Below are 20,608 nucleotides of genomic sequence, written 5' to 3'. Positions count from 1 at the left end.
CCGGAATAGCATATCCGCCATGTACGGCTTTTGCAAACATCTCGCGGGTGTTTACAAGGCCGAGGTCTTTATAATTTACCATGTTTGATTAAATTTTTTATGGTTGAACGAATTGGCTTTATGGGATAAAGGAGCCTGTTGCAGTCTGTTGGCCGCTTGTGCTCCAAATCTGATGCAAAGATAGTAAACAATTGGAATATGGCATAGCCAAATTAATGAAAAATTTCAGTAATTATGTCATATTCGCAAAAAGGCGCCACATTGTTATGCGGACGCCTTTTGTAGAATTGTACAGGTGTGTTTCTGTATTATTCTCCGGGGATGATAGCCTCGCTGGGGCATACTTCAGCACAGCTGCCGCACTCGATGCAGGTATCGGGATCGATGTGGTAGATATCGCCCTCTGAGATAGCCTCAACGGGGCATACGGGGAGGCATGTGCCGCAAGCAACACACTTGTCAGTAATTACGTAAGCCATTTCTGTTTAAGATTTTAGATAATTATACGAAAGTTCTTTGTAGATAATTCGTCGCAAAGATAAATTATTTCTGTCAATAACCCTATTTTTTTAACAAAAAACTTTGCCGCCATGATTTCAATGTCTGCCCGGTGCATGCAAATATTGTCGGTCGAGTCCAACCAAGCCCCACCTGAGAGCGTTACATTACATATTTTATTATATAAAGCTATTGACTTATGAAAGGGAAAACAAGTTTCTGGATGCAGTTTTTTGCCCTGGCCGCGGGCATTGTGCTTATATGTATGCACGACAGGATAAACCTCGTGCAGTGGGTGATTGTGTTTGTCGGTGTCATGTTTGCCATACCGGGGCTATTCGGGCTTATTGAGTCGCTTGTCGGACGCAATAAGAACCGCCGTGGAGGTCCGGTGCCTATTCTCGCCTCGGTGGGTTCGCTCATCATCGGGGTGATAATGATTGTGTGTCCGGTTCCGTTTGAGGCTGTGTTTGTCTATTTCCTGTCGGCGGTGCTTATACTTGGTGGCATATGGCATATATGGGTACTGTCGGTAGGGGTCCGGCCTATTGTTTTGCCTGTGTGGCTGTATGTATTGCCGGTGCTTGTAGTCATTGCCGGCATATCTATTCTGCTGGCGCCGGTGAGGGATACGGAAGCCATATTCACGCTGATTGCCGGAATCGCTCTGGTGTGCATTGCCGGCAACGGTCTGTTCATATATCTTGCGGCATACGGACAACACCGGCAGGCAGAAGCCGAAAGCGTCGCTGACCGGCAGAGACTGGATGCCGATGTGCGCCGACTGGATGCCGACGTTACTTCCGTGAAGAAGCAGGAAGGCGACGATATCCCGGCCGGATGGGAGTGACTGAGATGCTGCTATTCGACGGGCACCGACAGGTCGGGGAAACGGGCGCGGACATAGGCGCATACGAGTTCGGCCACGCTGTCCATCGGCATTGAGGCGGAGTCGATGGTGAGATGGTAGCTTGCTGCATCTCCCCATACTTTATCGGTATAGAAGTTGTAGTAGCTTGCGCGAAGTTTGTTGGTCTTTTCGGCAATTTCGCGGGCCTTCTCTTTGGTGATGGAGTCGCCGCGCTGCATTATGCGTTCGATGCGAGCCTCCATTGGCGCGTGGACAAATATATTGACACAGCGGGGAAAATCGCGCAGTACGTAGTCTGACGAGCGTCCGACAATCACGCATGAGTGTTTCATGGCGAGAGTGTGGATGAGCTCGGACTGTACTCTGTAGAGATTGTCGTCGCTGATTGATGAGCTACCGGCGTATGCGTTGTAAGGCGAGTAGCCCATGGTGAAGGAGAACATTCCACTCAGGAATTTCGGGAACTTCTCGTCATTGCGTTCAAAGAAGTCGACGCTTACGCCTGCATTGCGGGCTGCCTGGCGTAGCAGTTCTTTGTCGTAGAACGCGATGCCGAGCTTTTCGGCAATCAGTCGGCCGAGCTCGCGTCCGCCGCTGCCGAACTGGCGACCGATGGTCACTACAAAATTGGGAGGTGTGGTCTGCTGCATTTTTTTAGACATGCTCTTACTTGTTAAAGAAAAAGAACGTTGCGTGCGTAAAGTTAGGCATATTCTCGTTAAAATTCTTATCTTTGCCGCAAACTTTCCTGAATAAACACGCTCTCATTATGAATGAAGATTTTAAAAAGGCTGTTGGAAAGGATCCGGATGGCCTTCTGACATACGAATACATCGCCAACCATATAGGAGAGATTGACGAAGTGCTCGATGAACTCATCGACAATATGATCAGCGTCGATCTTAACGGACAGTTTTTGGTGAGCGCCGCCCATTATCTCCATGCAATCGATGGTGTGCGGTATCATGCAGCTATCGAGCGCCTGATAGCCGCAGCTATTGACCGTGACCGTGAACACCGGTATATAGGCGACCTCCTGCCGGCCCTCTGGGGAGAGGATTATGCCTCCCATGTGGCTGAGCTGAGTGCCGCCGACAATAATTTCCGTCGTATTTACAAACGTCTTTTCCCTGAGGCCATAATCTGAGCCTTGCATTATCCTACCGACCTACCAATATGCCGAAATTCGCAACAAAGTGTCTGCTCTGTATGTTTACATTGATGATGTGGGCATGTGCAGGAGCGTCACCCTCATCTGACAATAAATCAAACCCTGAAAACGACATGACCGAATCTGACTCAATCCCAATGACCACCCCCTCGGCAGAGGGCGATGTGCTGGTTGACATCTCTACAACTGCTGGCGATATACAGGTGCGCCTTTTCGGCGATACACCGAAGCATCGCGACAATTTCCTCAAACTTGTGAATGAGGGATACTACGACGGTGTGCTTTTCCACCGTGTAATAAATGAATTCATGATTCAGACCGGCGACCCCGATTCGAAAAATGCATCGGCCGGACAGTCGCTCGGAACAGGTGGACCTGGCTACACCATTGAGTCTGAAATCGTGTATCCGCGCCATTTCCACCGCAAGGGAGCGCTTGCCGCCGCCCGTCAGGCCGACCAGGTGAATCCCGAGCGCCGCAGTTCGGGCTCACAGTTCTATATTGTGACCGGAAAAGCGTACAACGACGGACAGCTCAAGCAGATGGAAAACCAGATGAAGATGATGCAGCAGCAGGGTATCTTCAATCGTCTGGCGGCAGAGAACCGCAGCAAAATCATGGAGATGCGCCGCAATAATGACCAGGCCGGCATACAGAAACTTCAGGAGGAGCTGATTGCCATCACAGAGAAAGAGGCGGCAGCTAATCCCGCCACTCTTACTCCCGAGCAGCGTAAGGTGTACGGCACTATTGGCGGCACACCCCATCTTGACGGCCAGTATACGGTGTTTGGCGAAGTGACAAAGGGACTTGATGTCGTCGATAAGATACAGCAGGTGCCCACCGGAGCCGCCGACCGTCCTCTCGAGGATGTGAAGATACTGAAAATGACAGTTGTTAAATAAGCATGGCAACCCGATTTACTCTTCCTAACGGACTCCGGGTAGTGCATGAACAGGATAGTGCCACCGCAATGGTGGCACTTGATGTACTATATAATGTAGGCGCGCGCGACGAGCAGCCCGACCACACCGGTATGGCCCATCTTTTCGAGCACCTGATGTTTGGCGGCTCTGCGAATATCGCAGATTTCGACGGCGCTATCGAGCAGGCCGGAGGGCGTAACAACGCATGGACCAACCAGGACTATACCAACTTCTACGATATAGTGCCAGCGCAGAATGCCGAGACTGCATTCTGGCTTGAGAGCGACCGCATGCTTTCACTTGCATTTTCCGACAAGGCTCTCGAGGTGCAGCGCAATGTGGTGATGGAAGAGTTCAAGCAGGTGTGCCTTAACCAGCCTTATGGCGATCTGGGACATCACATGTCGGCGCTGGCCTATAAGGTGCATCCTTACCGCACTCCGGTGATAGGCAAGGAACTGAGCCATATCGAAAGCGTTACCCAGGAGCAGGTGCGCGAATTTTTCCGCACACACTATGCTCCGAACAATGCTGTACTGGCGGTTACGGGCAATATCACTCTTGAAGAAACACGGCGCCTGGCAGAGAAATGGTTCGGACCCATCCCACGGCGTATGGTTGCTCAGCGCGCATATGCCGCAGAGCCCGAGCAGACAGAGGCACGCCGTATGGTTGTGACCGGCGATGTGCCGCAGACTCTGATAGTCATAAGCTATCCGATGCCTGGGTGCGCAGATCCGGATTATCCTGTATGTGATATAATTACCGACCTTCTGGCAGCCGGGCGCACTTCGCGCTATTATCGTCAGCTGGTAATGGAGTCGGGCTTGTTCTCATCGGCCGACGCCTCGATTACCGGGTCTGAGGAGCCGGGCCAGCTCTTGCTTCAGGGGATGTTGCGTGATGGAGTTTCCGTCGATGAGGCATGCGAGGCGCTGATAGGAGTGGCCCGCAGTCTTATTGTAAATCCCCCCGACGACCATGAGTTGCAGAGTGCCCTTAACCGATTTGAGACCCAACAGGTGATGGGCAACATCAGTTATGTTAATCTTGCCTCTACTCTCGCTCTTGACGAGATGCGCAATACCACTCAGGCGCAGACATTGGCCTGCTACAGGGCTATCACCGTCGAAGATATCGTGCGCGTAGCCTCTGACATATTCCAACCTGAGCGCAGCTCCACGCTGATATATTGTCCGAAGGATGCCGTGCAGGATTAAGTGCTGCTTATATGTCATACAGGCCTGTTCTTAATGTCATGAGGGGCATTTCATGCCGGTTTTGTCAAAAAAATAAAGAATAATTCAAAAGGTTTCTAAAAAAATCCCTATATTTGGCTTCTTAAAGCTAACTAACCACCATTATTGTTATGGAATTGCGTGACCAATCTTCTGCGGAGCTTGAAAATATCAGGCCCGAGGAAGTCTCCTTGCCAGCGGACGATGCTCCTGCTGTGACTGACTCTGTTGTAGAATCAGATGTCAATGAAGTGTGTGTAAATGATACCATGCCTGTAGAGAATGCCGGCGGTGAATCTGTCTCTGAGGATGAAGCCCCCGCTTCTGTTTCAGAGCCGGTAGTAGACCGTCCGATGTCGAAGGAAGAGGTAATTGCCAGACTGGAAGAGATTTCTTCCCGCTCGGGCTCTGATGTAAGCCGCGACGAGGTGACTCGTCTGCGTCAGGCTTTCCACGCATTCCGTAAGAATGAACTTATTGCGGAGAAGGAGGCTTTCATTGCCGATGGCAATGACGAGAAGGATTATCTGCCCTCGCTCGACCCGCTTGAGGAACGCATGACGGTACTCCTTAATATGATAAAGGAAGCAAAAGCCGAGTTCATTGCCCGACAGGATGAGGAACGCCGTGCCAACCTTGCTCGAAAACGCGACATAATAAAGGAACTCGACGAGATGGCTGCCGATACTGACAATGTCAACCGTCATTTCCCTCGTTTCCGTGAGCTTACCCAGGCCTTCAAGGATGCCGGCGAGGTGCCTCCTACTGATGCTACCGACCTTTGGCGCGACTATCAGGCTGCTGTAGAGCGCTTCTATGATCAGCTTAAGGTGAACAAGGACCTCCGGGATTACGATTTCCGTAAGAACCTTGAGATGAAGCAACTGCTTATCGAGGAGGCTGAGAAACTTGAGGGAGAGGCCGATGTTGTCACCGCTTTCCGCCGTCTGCAGGACCTGCATGAAAAATGGCGTGATGTAGGCCCTGTGGCCAAGGAGTTGCGCGATGAAATTTGGAACCGTTTCAAGGAAGCCTCAGCGGTAATCAATAAAAAATACCAGGCATTCTTCGAAGAGCGCAAAGAACGCGAGCGCGAAAACGAAGAGAAGAAGACCGCCATATGCGAGCGTGTCGAGAAAATCGATATCACTGCTCTCGCCAATCATTCGGCATGGGAGCAGGCTACTAAAGAGATACTTGCCGCACAGGAGGAGTGGAAGAAGCTCGGTTTTGCCTCGAAGAAGGTTAACAATGCGCTTTTTGCCCGTTTCCGTAAGACATGCGATGACTTCTTTACCGCAAAAGGCGACTATTTCCGTCAGGTGCGTGATATGCGCACTTCAAATCTTGAGCGCAAGACCGCACTCTGTGAGCGTGCCGAGGCTCTTAAGGACAGCACCGACTGGAAGAAGACAGCTGATGCCATTGCCGAACTGCAGAAAGAGTGGAAGACCATCGGTCCGGTCGACAAGAAGCACAGCGATATCATCTGGCGACGTTTCATTGATGCATGCGACTACTTCTTCGAGTGCCGCAAGAAGGCTACATCGGGCCAGCGTCGCACCGAACGTGAGAATCTCAAGAGCAAGGAAGAGATAATCAAGTCGCTCAAGGCTATCGCCGACGATACTCCCCGCGACGAGGCTATCGCCAAGGTCAAGGAGCTGCAGAGCGCATGGCAGGCAGTAGGACACGTTCCTTTCCGCGACAAGGACCGTGTCAACGAAGAGTACCGTGCTATAGTCGGCAATCTTTACGAGCATTTCGACATCCGCGAGAAACGTGCGCGCATGGAGGCTTTTGCCGGAAATATCCGTGAGATGCAGGGCGACGGCAACCGTCTCGGCCGTGAGCGCGAGCGACTGGTGCGTGCGCTTGAGCAAAAACGTGGAGAAATTAAGACTTATGAAAATAATTTGGGCTTCTTTAACGTTACCTCTAAGAGCGGCAATGCCCTGCTGCGCGACATGGAGCGCAAGATCGACCATCTTAAAGAAGACCTGAAAGCTCTTGAGGAGAAGATTCGCCTCATTGATCAGAATATTTAAGATTCCTGAGTGTCGGCAAATGTGCCGGCATGCAGGTTCTGGACGGTATTTGTAGCTGAATCGACATGAAGTAGATTCGCCCCTCACGTCTGGATAAGAAATGAAACGTGTGCGGTTTCCGGTAGCCTGTGGGCAATCGATGCCGTACACGTTTTTTTGTTTGATAAGATTGTGAATAAAAAAGGCAAATACGGTAAATATCTCTCTTTTATAGAGACCATTGCGGGATTTATCATTGTCAATCTCGCCTTTGTCGTCGCATGTCTTTTCGATACCGACATAGTAGGATTCCGATGGAAAGTGTCGTGGCTCGTGGTCAATGTAAGCTACCTGCCGGTAGCTATGATGTTCAATCGCTTTCCTATGCCGCGTTCGATTCATATCGACAGGGTGGTGGTGCGCTCGATAGAAGGGGTGGGAATGCATGCGCTGTTCTTCTTCGCATTGCTTACATTTCTCAATTCATGGGTGCACAATGATTCGTTCTACCTGTGGTTTTATGGACTTATGATAGTGCTCCTGCCGTGCGGGCTTGTGGCCACACGTATGCTTGTGAAGCGCTTCAGGCGCAAAGGGCGCAATTACAGCACTGCCATTATTGTCGGTACAGGAGAGACGGCCCACAGGTTGCGTTCGGAGATGCTTGCCGATGCCGGATATGGATACAAATGTCTTGGCTTTTTTTCGATAAGCCGCGACAGTATGCCGGTCGACGACCCGTTGTGTATCGGCACCATCGATACCCTTGAGGAGTTTATACAGAAGAACGAGGTAAACGAGATATATTATGCTGAATCGGGTGAGAATTATGCCTCGATGAAGCGTGTGATGCGTATTGCCGATGACCACGTGGTGCGCTTTTTCTATGTGCCGTTGCTTAATGCTTATGTGAGCCGGGCCGCACAGCTGTCAAATATCGGACAGGTGTCGGTACTTGACGTGCATCCTGATCCGCTGTCGGGATGGATGGCCCGCACCGTAAAGCGCGGGTTTGATATAGTGTTTTCTTCCATTGCGCTACTTTTCAGTCCGATAGTGTTTATTCCTGTAGCTATTGCAATAAAATGTTCTTCCCCCGGTCCTGTGTTTTTCAGGCAGAAACGCACCGGGTATAAAGGCCAGGAATTCATGTGCTGGAAATTCCGTACCATGCGGGTCAATTCAGGCAGTGACCGTGTGCAGGCCACCCGTGGTGATTCGCGTGTCACAAAAGTCGGCGAATTCCTGAGGCATACATCTATCGATGAGCTTCCTCAGTTTATTAATGTATGGCTCGGCGACATGTCGGTGGTAGGGCCGCGTCCGCATATGATAAAGCATACCGACGATTACCGCAAGATTATCGACAAATATATGGTGCGCCATTTTATCAAGCCCGGTATCACCGGATGGGCGCAGATAAGAGGATTCCGCGGGCAGACCGAGGAACTGTGGCAGATGGAGAAACGTGTCGAATGCGACATATGGTATATGGAAAACTGGAACTTGTTTCTCGACATCAAGATAATCGTTCTTACAATAGTCAATGCAATCCGAGGCGAGGAGAACGCCTATTGATACATAATTTCAACAAATCGGCCTGATTTCAACAATCCTAACTGTCATGCCACACCCTATAGACATTCTGCGCAAACTCCACAATTTCCCTGACGAGATAATCGAGCGGGTGCGAGAGCTTATGGTCGATGAACATGTCAGGAAAGGATATTGCATAGAGAGCCTGCGCCCTACGCCCGGCGGAACTGCCTTTTATATAAGGAAAGGAGCCGCGCGCACTTATTATATCGACAAAGGACGTGAATATACTCTATCATTTGCATTCGACGATGACTTCATTATTACTAACACCCTGACAGGAATCGGGCCCGGAGTACCGATGAACGTGATGTTTCTCGAGGATTCCGATATAGTGACGTTTGTACATAGCGAGATGCATCAGACCATACACGAGGGTATCTCAGATGTCAGCCCGCTTGAATGGACCATGTTTCTGAACGCTATTCTGTATGAATATGCAGGCTATCTGGAAGAGCGTCTGTTTAATCTGTACAATGCTTCGGCTCGTGAGCGCTATGATTGGGTGCTCAAGCGTTATCCCCGCCTGGGAGAGGTTGCTACCACTACGCAGATAGCGTCGTTTCTGGGCATAACCAAAGAGACACTCTATCGCATAAGGGGAGGTAAATACAGTGCGCGTTAATCTCATTTAGCAAGATTAGGCTGTGCTTTAGACTTCTATTTCGAACATTTAAATTAAATTAACTACTCCGTATGATATATGTCATATAATATAAGTGTGGCTGTGAGTAACTTTGCATCGCGAAAAAGTGCAGACCAAAATATTCACATCCGCCGTACCCTGTTTTAGTACTTGTTAATTCATTTCGGCGGGACTCCAATAGTTACAGTAATCAAAAGTTATATAAGTTTTTAAAGCAACGTTATGAAATTGAATTCCGCAAAGACCGTCGGAACTTCGCTCATAGCCGGGGTAGCCGTAGTGCTTGCCTCGTGCGGCGGAGGACAGCAACAGCAGCAGATGCCGGTACCTCAGATTGCCACAATGACAGTGGAATATGGTAATTCCGAACTCGAAAGTGCCTACCCGGTGACTATCAAGGGGCGTACTGATATCGCAATCCGTCCGCAAGTATCAGGATTTATTACCAAAGTTCATGTAGACGAAGGTCAGCAGGTGCGTAAAGGCCAGGTGCTCTTTACTCTTGACCAGGTGCAGTATCAGGCAGCTGTCGATGCCGCACAGGCTGCCATACGCGTGGCTGAAAGCGCGGTAAATACAGCCCAGCTTACTGCCGACAACAAGCGTCGCCTGTATGACAAGAATATAATCAGCGAGTATGAATGGCAGATGGCCGACAACCAGCTCAAGCAGGCCAAGGCCCAGCTCGCATCGGCTAACGCTCAGCTCGTTACTGCCCAGAAAAATCTCGCTTATACCGTTGTGACAGCTCCCAGCGACGGTGTTATCGGTTCGATTCCCAATCGTGAAGGCTCTCTTGCATCGCCCTCGTCGATGGAACCACTCACAACAGTGAGCGATAATTCTGAGGTATATGCTTATTTTTCTCTCAACGAGAAAGACATTCTCAGCATGACTGACAACGGCTCACGCAGCCTCAACGCTTCGGTCGACGCTATGCCCGCAGTATCGCTGCGACTGGCCAATGGAGAGATTTATCCCGAGAAGGGAAAGGTGGCTACTGTAAGTGGTGTGATAGACAATACTACCGGTGCTGCCACCGTACGTGCGCTCTTCAATAATCCTTCAGGAATGCTCCGCAGCGGCTCTACAGGATCTGTGCTTATTCCTAACTCTTACGAGAAGGTGATAATCATACCGCAGTCTGCCACAAGCGAGCTTCAGAACATACGTTTTGCCTACGTTGTCAATGACAGCAATAAGATTGTGGCTACTCCTATCCAGGTTTCTCCCATATCCGACGGAAAGAACTTTATCGTAGTGTCGGGTCTTGAGGCCGGTCAGCGCATTGCTGTAGAGGGAGTGGGTACATCGGTAAGAGACGGCATTACAATCCAGCCCGTAGATGCCTCTGCCCAGGCTCAGGGAGCTCCCCAGGCCGCTCCTGACGCTGCCAAGGAATAATTCTCTCCATCATAAAGTAGTCACAATACTCAATCGGACATGAAATTAGATACATTTATTAACCGTCCTGTGCTATCGACGGTTATATCGATTTTTATAGTTTTGTTGGGTCTGATTGGTCTTTTTTCGCTTCCAATTACCCAATATCCCGATTTGGCACCGCCTACTATCCGCGTGTCGACCACCTATACAGGTGCGAATGCGCAGGCTGTGCTGAATTCAGTAATCGCTCCTCTTGAGGAGTCAATCAACGGTGCCGAAGGCATGACTCATATGGAGTCGACCGCCACAAATACCGGTGCCGCCGACATCACTGTTTACTTCAAGCAGGGTTTTAACGCCGATATGGCGGCTGTCGACGTGCAGAACCGTGTCGCCAAGGCTACCAACCTTCTTCCTGCCGAGGTAACTCAGGTGGGTGTGCTTACCCAGAAGCGCCAGACATCCATGCTTATGGGTGTGGCCCTATATTGCGACAATGGTGAATATGATGAGGTGTTCATTGACAACTATATGAAAATCAATGTCATCCCTCAGCTTCAGCGTGTCAACGGTGTGGGCGACGTAATGTCGTTCGGTGCCGACTATTCTATGCGTGTGTGGCTTAAGCCCGACGTAATGGCCCAGTATAAGCTCATGCCGTCGGATATTTCCGCCGCTCTGCGCGAGCAGAATGTCGAGGCCGCTCCCGGTGCGTTTGGCGAACAGGGCGACCAGTCGTTCCAGTATACCATCAAGTATAAGGGACGTCTTACCACCCCCGAGGAGTTTGAGAATATCGTTGTAAGCGCCAACTCCGACGGCCAGATTCTGTATCTCAAGGATGTGGCCGACATCGAACTCGGACGTGTGACCTATGGCTTTGGCAACAGCCTTAACGCATATCCGTCGACTTCGGCGATGATTTTCCAGACCGCCGGCTCCAACGCTACCCAGATTATCAAGGACTGCGAGAAGGAGATTGACCTCCTTGCAAAGGACCTTCCCAAAGGTCTCCACTTCGCTATCCCGATGAACAACAACGACTTCCTTGAAGCCTCTATCCACGAGGTTATCAAGACCCTCATCGAAGCGTTCATCCTTGTGTTCTTCGTGACATATGTCTTCCTCCAGGACTTCCGTTCGACCATCATTCCCGCTATTGCCATTCCCGTGGCACTTATCGGTACATTCTTCTTCATGAACCTTATCGGATTCTCGATCAACCTTATCACCCTGTCGGCTCTCGTGCTGGCTATCGCGATTGTGGTCGACGATGCGATTGTGGTGGTCGAGGCGGTGCATGCCAAACTTGATGTGGGCTACAAGAGCGCCCGCAAGGCTTCAATCGACGCTATGAACGAGATTGGCGGCGCCATTATCTCCATCACTCTGGTAATGATGCTTGTGTTTATCCCGGTATCGTTCATGCCCGGCACATCAGGTGTGTTCTATCAGCAGTTCGGTATTACCATGGCTATCGCTATCGGTCTGTCGGCTCTTAACGCGCTTACCCTGTCGCCGGCTCTGTGTGCTGTGTTCCTCAAGCCCCACAACGATGACAAGTCTCTTAAAGAGCGTATGGGCACAGCATATTCCGAGGCTGCCGATGTGATGAAGAAGCGTTATTCGTCGGTATGGAAGCTCAACCTTCCCCCGATGGTGACATTCCTCTTCCTTGCCGCTACAATTACATTCATGGTACTCGGCTGGTATCAGCTTGAGGTTATATGGAAACTCGCAGTCGGCGTCGTATGTGCGATTATCGCTATCATGGGCATCTTCAGCGACCGTTTCAAGGCCGGATTCGAGCTGGGCTACTCCCGACTCCTTAAATTCTACAACAAGGCTTCCGGCTTCTTCATCCGCCATAAGATTACATCGTTTGGAATCGTAGGTCTGAGCATCGCCGTACTGGTATGGCTTATGTCGATAACACCTACCACACTTGTGCCCAACGAGGATACCGGCTATCTGTTCGTGATGCTCGACATGCCTCCGGGAACATCCCAGGAGCGTACCGAGGCCACTCTTAACAAGATGGACCAGGTAATCATGAAGATTCCCGGAGTGAAGTATACCCAGAAGATTATGGGCTATAGCTTCCTTGCCGGACAGGGTAACACCTACGGTACATTCATTGTCAAGCTCGACGACTGGTCGGAGCGTGACGAATCGCGCAGCAACGAGGCTATCATCCGTCAGATTTATGGTTTGACTTCAACCATCAAGGATGGCCGTATCGTGGCCTTTGCTCCGCCTATGATTACCGGCTACTCGCTTACCAACGGTTTCGACCTCAAGATGCAGGACAAGACCGGAGGTTCGATTGACAACTTCTATGGAATCGTGCAGAATTTCCTCCGTGAACTGATGGCTCAGCCTGAGGTACAGATGGCTTATTCTACATTCAACCCTGCCTTCCCGCAGTATATGATTGACATTGATGCCGCCAAGGCAAAGCAGGCCGGTATCAGCCCCTCGACTATTCTCAGCACTCTGCAGGGATATTACGGTGGTATGTATGTGTCCAACTTCAACCGCTTCGGTAAGATTTACCGTGTGATGATGCAGGCCACTCCCGAGTCGCGTGTGTCGCCTGAAACACTGTCAAGCATCAAGATTCGCAACGGTGCGGAAATGGCATCTCTGTCCAATTTCGTTACTTTGAAGCGTGTCTATGGTCCTGACCTTCTCAACCGTTTCAACATGTTTACATCAATCTCCGTTACCGGTCAGCCGGCTCCCGGATATACTTCCGGCGACTGTCTTGCAGCGGTAGAGCGTGTGGCGGCAACCACTCTTCCTGCCGGATTCGGATATGAGTACTCAGGTATGACACGTGAGGAGGCAAGCTCGTCGGGCAACGGCACAGCCATGATTTTCGGTCTCTGTCTGCTCTTCGTATACCTTCTCCTCTCCGCTCAGTATGAGAGCTATATTCTCCCCTGGTCGGTAATCCTTTCGATACCGTTCGGTCTGATGGGTTCATTCATATTTGCCGGAATCGATGGCATATCCAACAACGTGTACCTGCAGATTGCGCTTATCATGCTTATCGGACTTCTGGCGAAGAACGCCATCCTTATCGTTGAGTTCGCCCTTGAACGCCGCCGTACGGGTATGGCGATTGTCAATGCGGCTATCCAGGGAGCATCGGCTCGTCTGCGTCCTATCCTCATGACTTCGCTCGCTCTTGTTATCGGTCTGCTCCCGATGATGTTTGCCCACGGTGTGGGTGCCAATGGTAACCGTGCCCTTGGTACAGGCTCTATCGGCGGTATGCTTATCGGTATGATTCTACAGGTACTTATCGTTCCGGCTCTGTTTGTGGCATTCCAGATGATTCAGGAGAAGATTTCTCCCATGAAGTGGAAGGATACCGACAATACCGGCCTTGAATCGGAAATCGAGCAGTATTCACATTAATGCTCTAATCAATTTATATTCGTAATGACAGTCAACAGAATATCACGATACGCTTTCATTCTTGCAGGTGTGGCAATGCTCTCGAGCTGCCACATCTACAAGAAGTTTGAAATGCCCGACGACAAACCGGTGCTTGCCGAGTATGTCGAGGCGCGCGATGCCGCTATGGACTCAACTTCGTTCGGCAACATGCGCTGGCAGGAGATGTTTACCGACCCTATGCTTGCCGACCTTATCGGACGCGCTCTGGTCAGCAACGTCAATCTGCAGAATGCCAAGCTCAATGTCGACATGGCCCACTCCCAGCTTAAGGGTGCGCGCCTCAGCTATCTTCCGTCGCTTACTCTCGCGGCCTCAGGCAACAAGGCTTACTATGATATTACCGGCATGCGCGACATGCCCTGGACATATCAGGTGCCTCTGTCGGCAAGCTGGGAGATAGATATCTTCGGCAAGACTCTCAACACCAACCGTCGTGCCAAGGCTGCGCTGCTTCAGAGCGAGGCATACGAGCAGGCCGTACGCTCGCAGATTATTGCGGGAGTAGCCAATTGCTATTATACAATCGCCATGATTGAGAAGCAGCTCCAGATTACCCGCGAGACCGCCAAGCTATGGGGCAAAAATGTAGAAATCATGAAGGATTTCAAGGAGGCCGGCCGCGTCACTGAGGCCGCTGTAGTGCAGAGTGCTGCAAATTACTACAGCATCCAGGCTTCGATTACCGACCTTGAGGTGGCTCTCAATCAGGCCAACAACAGCATGTCGCTTCTGCTCAATGTCGCTCCCCAGTCGTGGGGTATCTCGCCCGACGCCGTGTTCCAGTTGCCCGGAGCCGTAAGCGCCGGAGTGCCGATGCGCGAGCTTGCCGCCCGTCCCGACGTGCGTGCGGCCGAACAGTCAGTAGCTGTGGCATACTATGCTACCAACCAGGCCCGTGCTGCATTCTATCCAGGTATTACCATCTCAGCTACCGGCGGCTTTACCAACTCGGTTGGGTCGATGGTGCTCAATCCTGCCAACTGGTTTGCCAATCTTGCAGGTTCGCTTACCGCACCTCTGTTTGCCCGCGGACAGCTTATCAGCAACCTTGAGGTGGCAAAGGCCAATCAGGCTGTAGCCATGAATAATTTCGAGAATACACTTATGAATGCCGCTGCTGAAGTGAGCGATGCATATCTGACCCTTGAGAAGAGCGCCGAGAAGTCGGAACTTCTGACACATCAGGTGGCCGAGCTCGAGAAGTCGGTAGAGTATACAATGGAACTGCTTGCATACAATGGCACTACTTCGTATCTCGAGGTGCTTACCGCACAGCAGACCCTTCTGCAGGCCCAGCTTAATAAGGTAAACTGCGACAATACCCATGCACGTGCTGCCGTAAGCCTCTATCAGGCTCTTGGCGGCGGACGTTAATCCTTAATTTCATATGTCATGATTAGTCCATTAGCACATGTCGACCCTGCTGCCAAGATTGGCAACAATGTCAAGATTTATCCGTTTGCGTTTATCGATGCCGATGTAGAGATTGGCGACGACTGCGTGATTATGCCTTATGTAAGCATAATGAGCGGTACGCGTATCGGCCGACACAATAAAATCTATCAAGGCTCGATTATCGGTGCCGATCCTCAGGATTTCCGCTGGAAAGGCGAGAAGACTTTCTGTGTAATCGGCGACAACAACATAATACGCGAACAGGTAATCATCAACAGAGGAATACATACCAACGGTGCCACTACCATCGGAAACGATTCCTTTATAATGGCCGAAGCCCATATCGGCCACGACAGCCAGATTGCCAACAAGGTAGTGCTCGGCAACGGCGCCACCATAGCCGGCGACTGCAAGGTGGGCACATGTTCGATACTTTCGTCCAATTCAGTGCTCCATGAGCGCAGTGAGGTAGGCGACTGGGTAGTGGTGAAAGGCGGATGCCGTATTACCGGCAACGTACCTCCCTATGTCATTATAGCCCACAATCCGGCCACATATTATGGTATCAATGCCTTTATCATGCGCAAGCATGGATTTACCGACGAGCAGATTGACGATGTGGCAAAGGCTTACCGTCATATCTATCAGGCCGGCACCTCTGTGTTCAACGGTCTGAAGCGTGTCGAGGCCGACGTCGCTCCGAGCGATGTGCGCAGCAATATCGTCGACTTTATCCGCGGGCACCAGCTCAAGATTGTGGCTGTGCCTACCGAACTGGAGTAATATCGTTAATTATCTTTATAAGGCGGCTGTATCGGATTATTTCGGTGCAGCCGCCGTTGTATATAACCGCGGGATTTTGTACTTTTGTTGACAGCAACGCCGCAATTATTAAAGAAGCTCATGGTCTCGGCGTAAAGTAATGAAAAATCAATTTAATACCTTATATGGATATGAATTCTATAATTCCTCCTTTTAAATTTGTCCCCTACCTGAAGTCGGTACTTTGGGGAGGTAACAAGATTGCCCCGTTCAAGGGGATAGTTACTGACCAGAAATCTATCGGTGAGAGCTGGGAGATTTCCGGTGTGCCCGGACATGAATCGGTAGTAGCCGAGGGTGATGACAAGGGTATGACCCTCCCCGAGCTTATCGAGAAGTATGGCGCACGCCTTGTCGGCGACAAGGTATATGCCCGCTTCGGCAGCACATTCCCCCTGCTTATAAAACTTATTGATGCCGAAAAGGATCTTTCCGTACAGGTACATCCCGATGACGCTCTTGCCAAGGAACGCCACAATTCACTCGGAAAGACCGAAATGTGGTATATCGTGGATGCCGAGCCCGGAGCCAATATATATGCCGGACTTTCTGAGCAGATAACTCCCGACGACTATACTCGCCTTGTGGCAGAAAAGAAAATCATGGATGTGATAGCCTGTCATGAATCTCACGACGGCGACCTCTTCTTCCTTCCCGCAGGCCGTATCCACGCTATCGGAGCCGGCAACCTCCTTGCCGAGATTCAGGAGACCAGCGATATCACCTATCGCGTATACGACTTCGACAGACGTGACGCCGAGGGAAATACCCGCGAACTCCATACCGAGCAGGCCAAGGATGCCATCGACTATACCGTATATCCCGAATACAAATCGGAATATGACCGTGAAGCAAAAGGCGAAGTGCCTCTGATTGACTGCGAATACTTCGACGTAAACCTTGTCAAGGCCGACGGTCGTCAGAATATCGCCATGAGCCACGATTCGTTTATGGTAATCATGTGTCTGGAGGGCGAGTGTCAGATTATCACTGACCATGGCACCATTACACCTATGCGCAGAGGCGAGACTATCCTTGTGGCTGCCGCAACCGCGTCGGTAGAAGCCAACGGTAACGCCACACTTCTTACCGCCCAGGCATAAGTTGACACCACAACACTCTATATGGAATCAGTGAAGCAGCAGATAGAGCGGCTACGCGCCGAAATCGACAGGCACAACCATCAGTATTATGTGCTTAATTCGCCGGAGATTTCCGATTATGATTTCGACATGATGCTCAAGCGACTCGAGAGTCTTGAAAAAGAACATCCCGAATATGACGACCCGCTTTCGCCCACTCATAGGGTCGGGTCGGATATCAACAAGGCTTTCGAGCAATGGGAGCACAGGCGTCCGATGCTGTCGCTTGGCAACACTTATTCCATAGCAGAGGTTGACGAGTGGGTGGCTCGTGTCCGCGAGGGACTTATGGACGAGCCATTCGGTATTGTCGGTGAAATGAAGTTTGACGGTACTTCGATATCGCTTACTTACGAGCACGGACGCCTGGTAAGGGCCGTGACCCGAGGCGATGGCACCCGAGGCGACATTGTCACCGATAATGTGATGACCATACGCTCCGTTCCGCTTACCCTGCAGGGATCGGGATGGCCCGATGAATTTGAAATCCGAGGGGAGATACTTCTCCCATGGAAGGCTTTCGACCGGCTTAATGCAGAGAGGGAGTTTAATGAAGAACCCCTCTTTGCAAATCCTCGCAATGCCGCGGCCGGCACATTGAAGATGCAGAACTCGGCAGAGGTAGCACGCCGCGGCCTTGATGCCGTGTTCTACTATCTTCTTGGCGACAATCTGCCTTACGACAACCATTTCGACAATATGGAGGCGGCCCGCAGCTGGGGATTCCGAGTGTCTCCGGAAATGAAGCTGATGACCACGATTGAGGAGATTGACGCTTTTATTGCCCATTGGGATGTGGCCCGTAAGGAACTGCCGTGGGCTACCGACGGACTGGTGTTTAAGGTCAACAGCCTTCGTCAGCAGCTCAATCTCGGGTATACGGCAAAATCTCCCCGTTGGGCTGTGGCATATAAATTTGCAGCCGAACGTGCTCTCACTCCACTGCGCTATGTATCGTTTGAGGTGGGACGCATGGGGATGGTGACTCCTGTCGCCAATCTCGATCCGGTGTTGCTGTCGGGTACGGTCGTAAAGCGTGCGTCGCTCCATAATGCCGATATTATACGCCGCCTCGACATACATGAAGGTGATCATCTCTATGTGGAGAAGGGTGGTGAGATTATCCCCAAGATTACCGGTGTAGATGTCAGCGCCCGCGTGCCCGGGTCTAAGCCGGTGGAGTTTGTTACAGAGTGTCCCGTGTGCGGCACCCCGCTTGTGCGTGTCGAGGGTGAGGCGTCCCACGTATGTCCCAATAAACTCGGATGTGCGCCGCAGATATGTGGACGTATTGAGCATTTTGTAGGGCGTCGTATGATGAATATCGACGGCATCGGTGAGGAAATGTCTGTCACCCTCTATAAGAACGGATGGGTAAAGGATCCGGCCGATTTATATACTCTTGGGCGTTATCGCAAAGAGATGCTTCAGCTTCCCGGAATGGGGCCTCGCACTATCGACCGCATGCTCGAAGGGATAGAGGCGTCAAAGCATGTAAGTTTCGACCGTGTCATATTTGCTCTGTCGATTATGTTTGTAGGCGAAACGGTGGCCAAGAAGCTGGCCCGTTCGCTACGCAACATGGATGCTCTCATGAGTGCGGATTTCGACACACTTGTAGCCATCGAAGATATAGGTCCTCGCATAGCCCAGTCGGTGGTCGACTATTTCTCACATCCTCTCAACCGTGATATTGTAGAGCGTCTTCGTGCCGCAGGTGTGTGCATGTCTATGCCCGACGAGCCGGAGGGAGCTGCCTCAGGCGTGTTTGATGGGAAGACTGTGGTGATTTCCGGCACATTCTCCCACCACAGCCGCGACGAGTATAAGGAGATTATCGAGCGGAATGGAGGCAAGAATTCTGGCTCTGTAAGCAAAAAGACCGATTTCATACTTGCCGGCGACAATATGGGGCCGGCCAAACTTGAGAAAGCGCGCACACTCGGTATAACTATCCTTAGCGAGGATGAGTTTCTCAACATGCTGTCAGCACAGCAATAATCACTACAGTATTATGACACCCGAAGAACGTCTCAAAATAGAAGAACGCATCATCATGATGCTCAAGACTGTGTTTGACCCGGAAATCCCGGTAGATATCTACAGCCTTGGCCTTATATACAAGATTGACCTTGCCGACAACGGCGACCTCACTGTCGATATGACGCTTACCGCACCCAGTTGTCCTGCCGCCGACTTCATAGTCGAGGATGCGCGTATAAAGCTGGAAAGCATCGATGGAGTCAACAACGTGACAATAAATATTGTATTCGAGCCTGAATGGACCAAGGACATGATGAGTGAAGAGGCCAAGCTCGACCTCGGTTTCCTCTGATTGTATTTCGGAAGACATGGTATATTTTATCTCCGACCTTCACCTCGGCGCTACATATCTGCCCGATGCGCGCGCTTATGAGCTACGCGTTGTCGAGTGGCTTGACAGCATTCGCCATGATGCCACCGAGCTTTATATGCTCGGTGATATACTTGACTACTGGTATGAATACCGCACTGTCGTGCCCAGGGGATATATACGCTTTTTCGGAGCGCTTGCAGCGCTTGCCGATGCCGGAGTGAAGATTTATTGGTTTATAGGCAACCATGACATCTGGCTGTTCGACTATCTGCGCGATGAGATTGGGCTTACCGTAATCGACGGCGTGCTCGAGAAGGAGATTCTCGGAAAACGCTTCTTTCTTACCCATGGCGATGGGGTAGGTAAACTGCCCGTTACTTTCCGCGGCCTCCGGGCCATATTCCGCAATCGTTTCTGTCAGAAACTTTACAGTGCCATTCATCCGCGATGGACTATACCGTTTGCCCACCGGTGGTCGACATCAAGCCGCGATTTCTGTAAGGATGATATTCCACAGTTTTCGGGTCCGTCGGCAGAGCCGTTGGTCGCTTTCTCAGAATCATATTCGGCTATGCATCCCGACATTGATTATTTCGTCTACGGTCATCGTCATGTGCTGGTCGACTATCTTCTTTCTACCGGTGCGCATATGGTAATTCTCGGAGATTGGATTCACCATTTCAGTTTCGCAAAATTCGATGGAGACACCCTCTTATTGTATAGATGGAATGGTGAAACTGGAGAAAAAATCGGTTATTAATAAAAATTTACTTAACAGCGTTAATAATGGTCGCTGAGGTTATGTGTTGTATATCAGCATGATACAAAAGTATCCCTGAAAACTTTCCTAAAAATGATTAAAAAACATGTTGCTAAACATGCTTTTTATTTTTGTAACCTCACAAAAAAGAATGACCTTTGTAACGCAAACCTAAAACAATCTTTTTTACCTTAGAAATTGTACCTATTGGAAACCCATAAAAGGGAGCTTGATGATAAGCTCCTTTTTATTTTTTTATATATACTGCTGATGTTCTTCTGATTCTATTTTGAATGTCGATGTTAT

17 protein-coding genes are annotated in these 20,608 nt (G+C 50.5%); 15 read left to right on the top strand and 2 right to left on the bottom strand.

What is annotated here, in order from left to right:
* Window positions 1–308: 308 nt before the first annotated feature.
* The gene (fdxA, locus tag K2I50_RS00180; RefSeq protein WP_068961275.1) at window positions 309–479 is read right to left on the bottom strand and encodes a 4Fe-4S ferredoxin; all 171 of its coding nucleotides are present in this window, start codon (window positions 477–479) and stop codon (window positions 309–311) included.
* Between the two features lie 218 nt (window positions 480–697).
* On the opposite strand from fdxA, the gene K2I50_RS00175 reads away from it, so the two are divergent.
* Complete coding sequence (locus tag K2I50_RS00175) at window positions 698–1,348, top strand: DUF308 domain-containing protein (protein ID WP_301024234.1); 651 nt, start codon at window positions 698–700, stop codon at window positions 1,346–1,348.
* An 11-nt stretch (window positions 1,349–1,359) separates the two neighbouring features.
* On the opposite strand, the gene K2I50_RS00170 is transcribed toward K2I50_RS00175, so the two are convergent.
* Window positions 1,360–2,031 (bottom strand): cytidylate kinase-like family protein, encoded by a 672-nt coding sequence (locus tag K2I50_RS00170; RefSeq protein WP_301024233.1) that lies wholly within the window; start codon window positions 2,029–2,031, stop codon window positions 1,360–1,362.
* Between the two features lie 107 nt (window positions 2,032–2,138).
* Between K2I50_RS00170 and K2I50_RS00165 the strand changes: the two genes are divergently transcribed.
* From K2I50_RS00165 to K2I50_RS00100, 14 genes are all read left to right on the top strand, one after another.
* Window positions 2,139–2,516 (top strand): hypothetical protein, encoded by a 378-nt coding sequence (locus K2I50_RS00165; RefSeq protein WP_301024232.1) that lies wholly within the window; start codon window positions 2,139–2,141, stop codon window positions 2,514–2,516.
* A 29-nt stretch (window positions 2,517–2,545) separates the two neighbouring features.
* Complete coding sequence (locus tag K2I50_RS00160; RefSeq protein ID WP_367279074.1) at window positions 2,546–3,445, top strand: peptidylprolyl isomerase; 900 nt, start codon at window positions 2,546–2,548, stop codon at window positions 3,443–3,445.
* The gene (locus K2I50_RS00155) at window positions 3,442–4,686 is read left to right on the top strand and encodes a M16 family metallopeptidase (protein ID WP_526022927.1); all 1,245 of its coding nucleotides are present in this window, start codon (window positions 3,442–3,444) and stop codon (window positions 4,684–4,686) included. The genes K2I50_RS00160 and K2I50_RS00155 overlap by 4 nt, the downstream gene beginning before the upstream one ends.
* Before the next feature lie 149 nt (window positions 4,687–4,835).
* Window positions 4,836–6,752, top strand: coding sequence for a DUF349 domain-containing protein (locus K2I50_RS00150; protein ID WP_301024230.1), 1,917 nt, complete (start codon window positions 4,836–4,838; stop codon window positions 6,750–6,752).
* A 171-nt stretch (window positions 6,753–6,923) separates the two neighbouring features.
* On the top strand, window positions 6,924–8,309 hold the full coding sequence (locus K2I50_RS00145) for an undecaprenyl-phosphate glucose phosphotransferase (protein WP_301024229.1): 1,386 nt from the start codon (window positions 6,924–6,926) through the stop codon (window positions 8,307–8,309).
* Window positions 8,310–8,355: 46 nt separating this feature from the next.
* On the top strand, window positions 8,356–8,952 hold the full coding sequence (locus tag K2I50_RS00140; RefSeq protein ID WP_301024228.1) for a Crp/Fnr family transcriptional regulator: 597 nt from the start codon (window positions 8,356–8,358) through the stop codon (window positions 8,950–8,952).
* A 243-nt stretch (window positions 8,953–9,195) separates the two neighbouring features.
* The gene (locus tag K2I50_RS00135; RefSeq protein WP_301024227.1) at window positions 9,196–10,377 is read left to right on the top strand and encodes an efflux RND transporter periplasmic adaptor subunit; all 1,182 of its coding nucleotides are present in this window, start codon (window positions 9,196–9,198) and stop codon (window positions 10,375–10,377) included.
* 39 nt (window positions 10,378–10,416) lie between these two features.
* Entirely contained in the window at window positions 10,417–13,785 is a 3,369-nt protein-coding gene (locus tag K2I50_RS00130; protein WP_301024226.1) for an efflux RND transporter permease subunit, read from the top strand.
* A gap of 24 nt (window positions 13,786–13,809) precedes the next feature.
* Window positions 13,810–15,201, top strand: a complete 1,392-nt coding sequence (locus tag K2I50_RS00125) for a TolC family protein (RefSeq protein WP_301024225.1) — start codon at window positions 13,810–13,812, stop codon at window positions 15,199–15,201.
* Window positions 15,202–15,219: 18 nt separating this feature from the next.
* Window positions 15,220–16,005, top strand: coding sequence for an acyl-ACP--UDP-N-acetylglucosamine O-acyltransferase (gene lpxA, locus K2I50_RS00120; RefSeq protein WP_301024224.1), 786 nt, complete (start codon window positions 15,220–15,222; stop codon window positions 16,003–16,005).
* Between the two features lie 170 nt (window positions 16,006–16,175).
* Entirely contained in the window at window positions 16,176–17,147 is a 972-nt protein-coding gene (locus tag K2I50_RS00115; RefSeq protein WP_526022926.1) for a type I phosphomannose isomerase catalytic subunit, read from the top strand.
* A gap of 21 nt (window positions 17,148–17,168) precedes the next feature.
* The gene (ligA, locus tag K2I50_RS00110; protein ID WP_301024223.1) at window positions 17,169–19,187 is read left to right on the top strand and encodes an NAD-dependent DNA ligase LigA; all 2,019 of its coding nucleotides are present in this window, start codon (window positions 17,169–17,171) and stop codon (window positions 19,185–19,187) included.
* Window positions 19,188–19,200: 13 nt separating this feature from the next.
* Window positions 19,201–19,521, top strand: coding sequence for a metal-sulfur cluster assembly factor (locus tag K2I50_RS00105; protein WP_278436470.1), 321 nt, complete (start codon window positions 19,201–19,203; stop codon window positions 19,519–19,521).
* Window positions 19,522–19,537: 16 nt separating this feature from the next.
* Complete coding sequence (locus K2I50_RS00100; protein ID WP_301024222.1) at window positions 19,538–20,302, top strand: UDP-2,3-diacylglucosamine diphosphatase; 765 nt, start codon at window positions 19,538–19,540, stop codon at window positions 20,300–20,302.
* Window positions 20,303–20,608 lie beyond the last annotated feature (306 nt).

The organism is Muribaculum sp. (assembly GCF_029051885.1).
In the GTDB taxonomy this organism is placed as follows: Bacteria; Bacteroidota; Bacteroidia; order Bacteroidales; family Muribaculaceae; genus Muribaculum.
The sequence above is the reverse complement of the archived record's forward strand: the minus strand, read 5'-3'. Positions and strand labels throughout refer to the sequence as shown.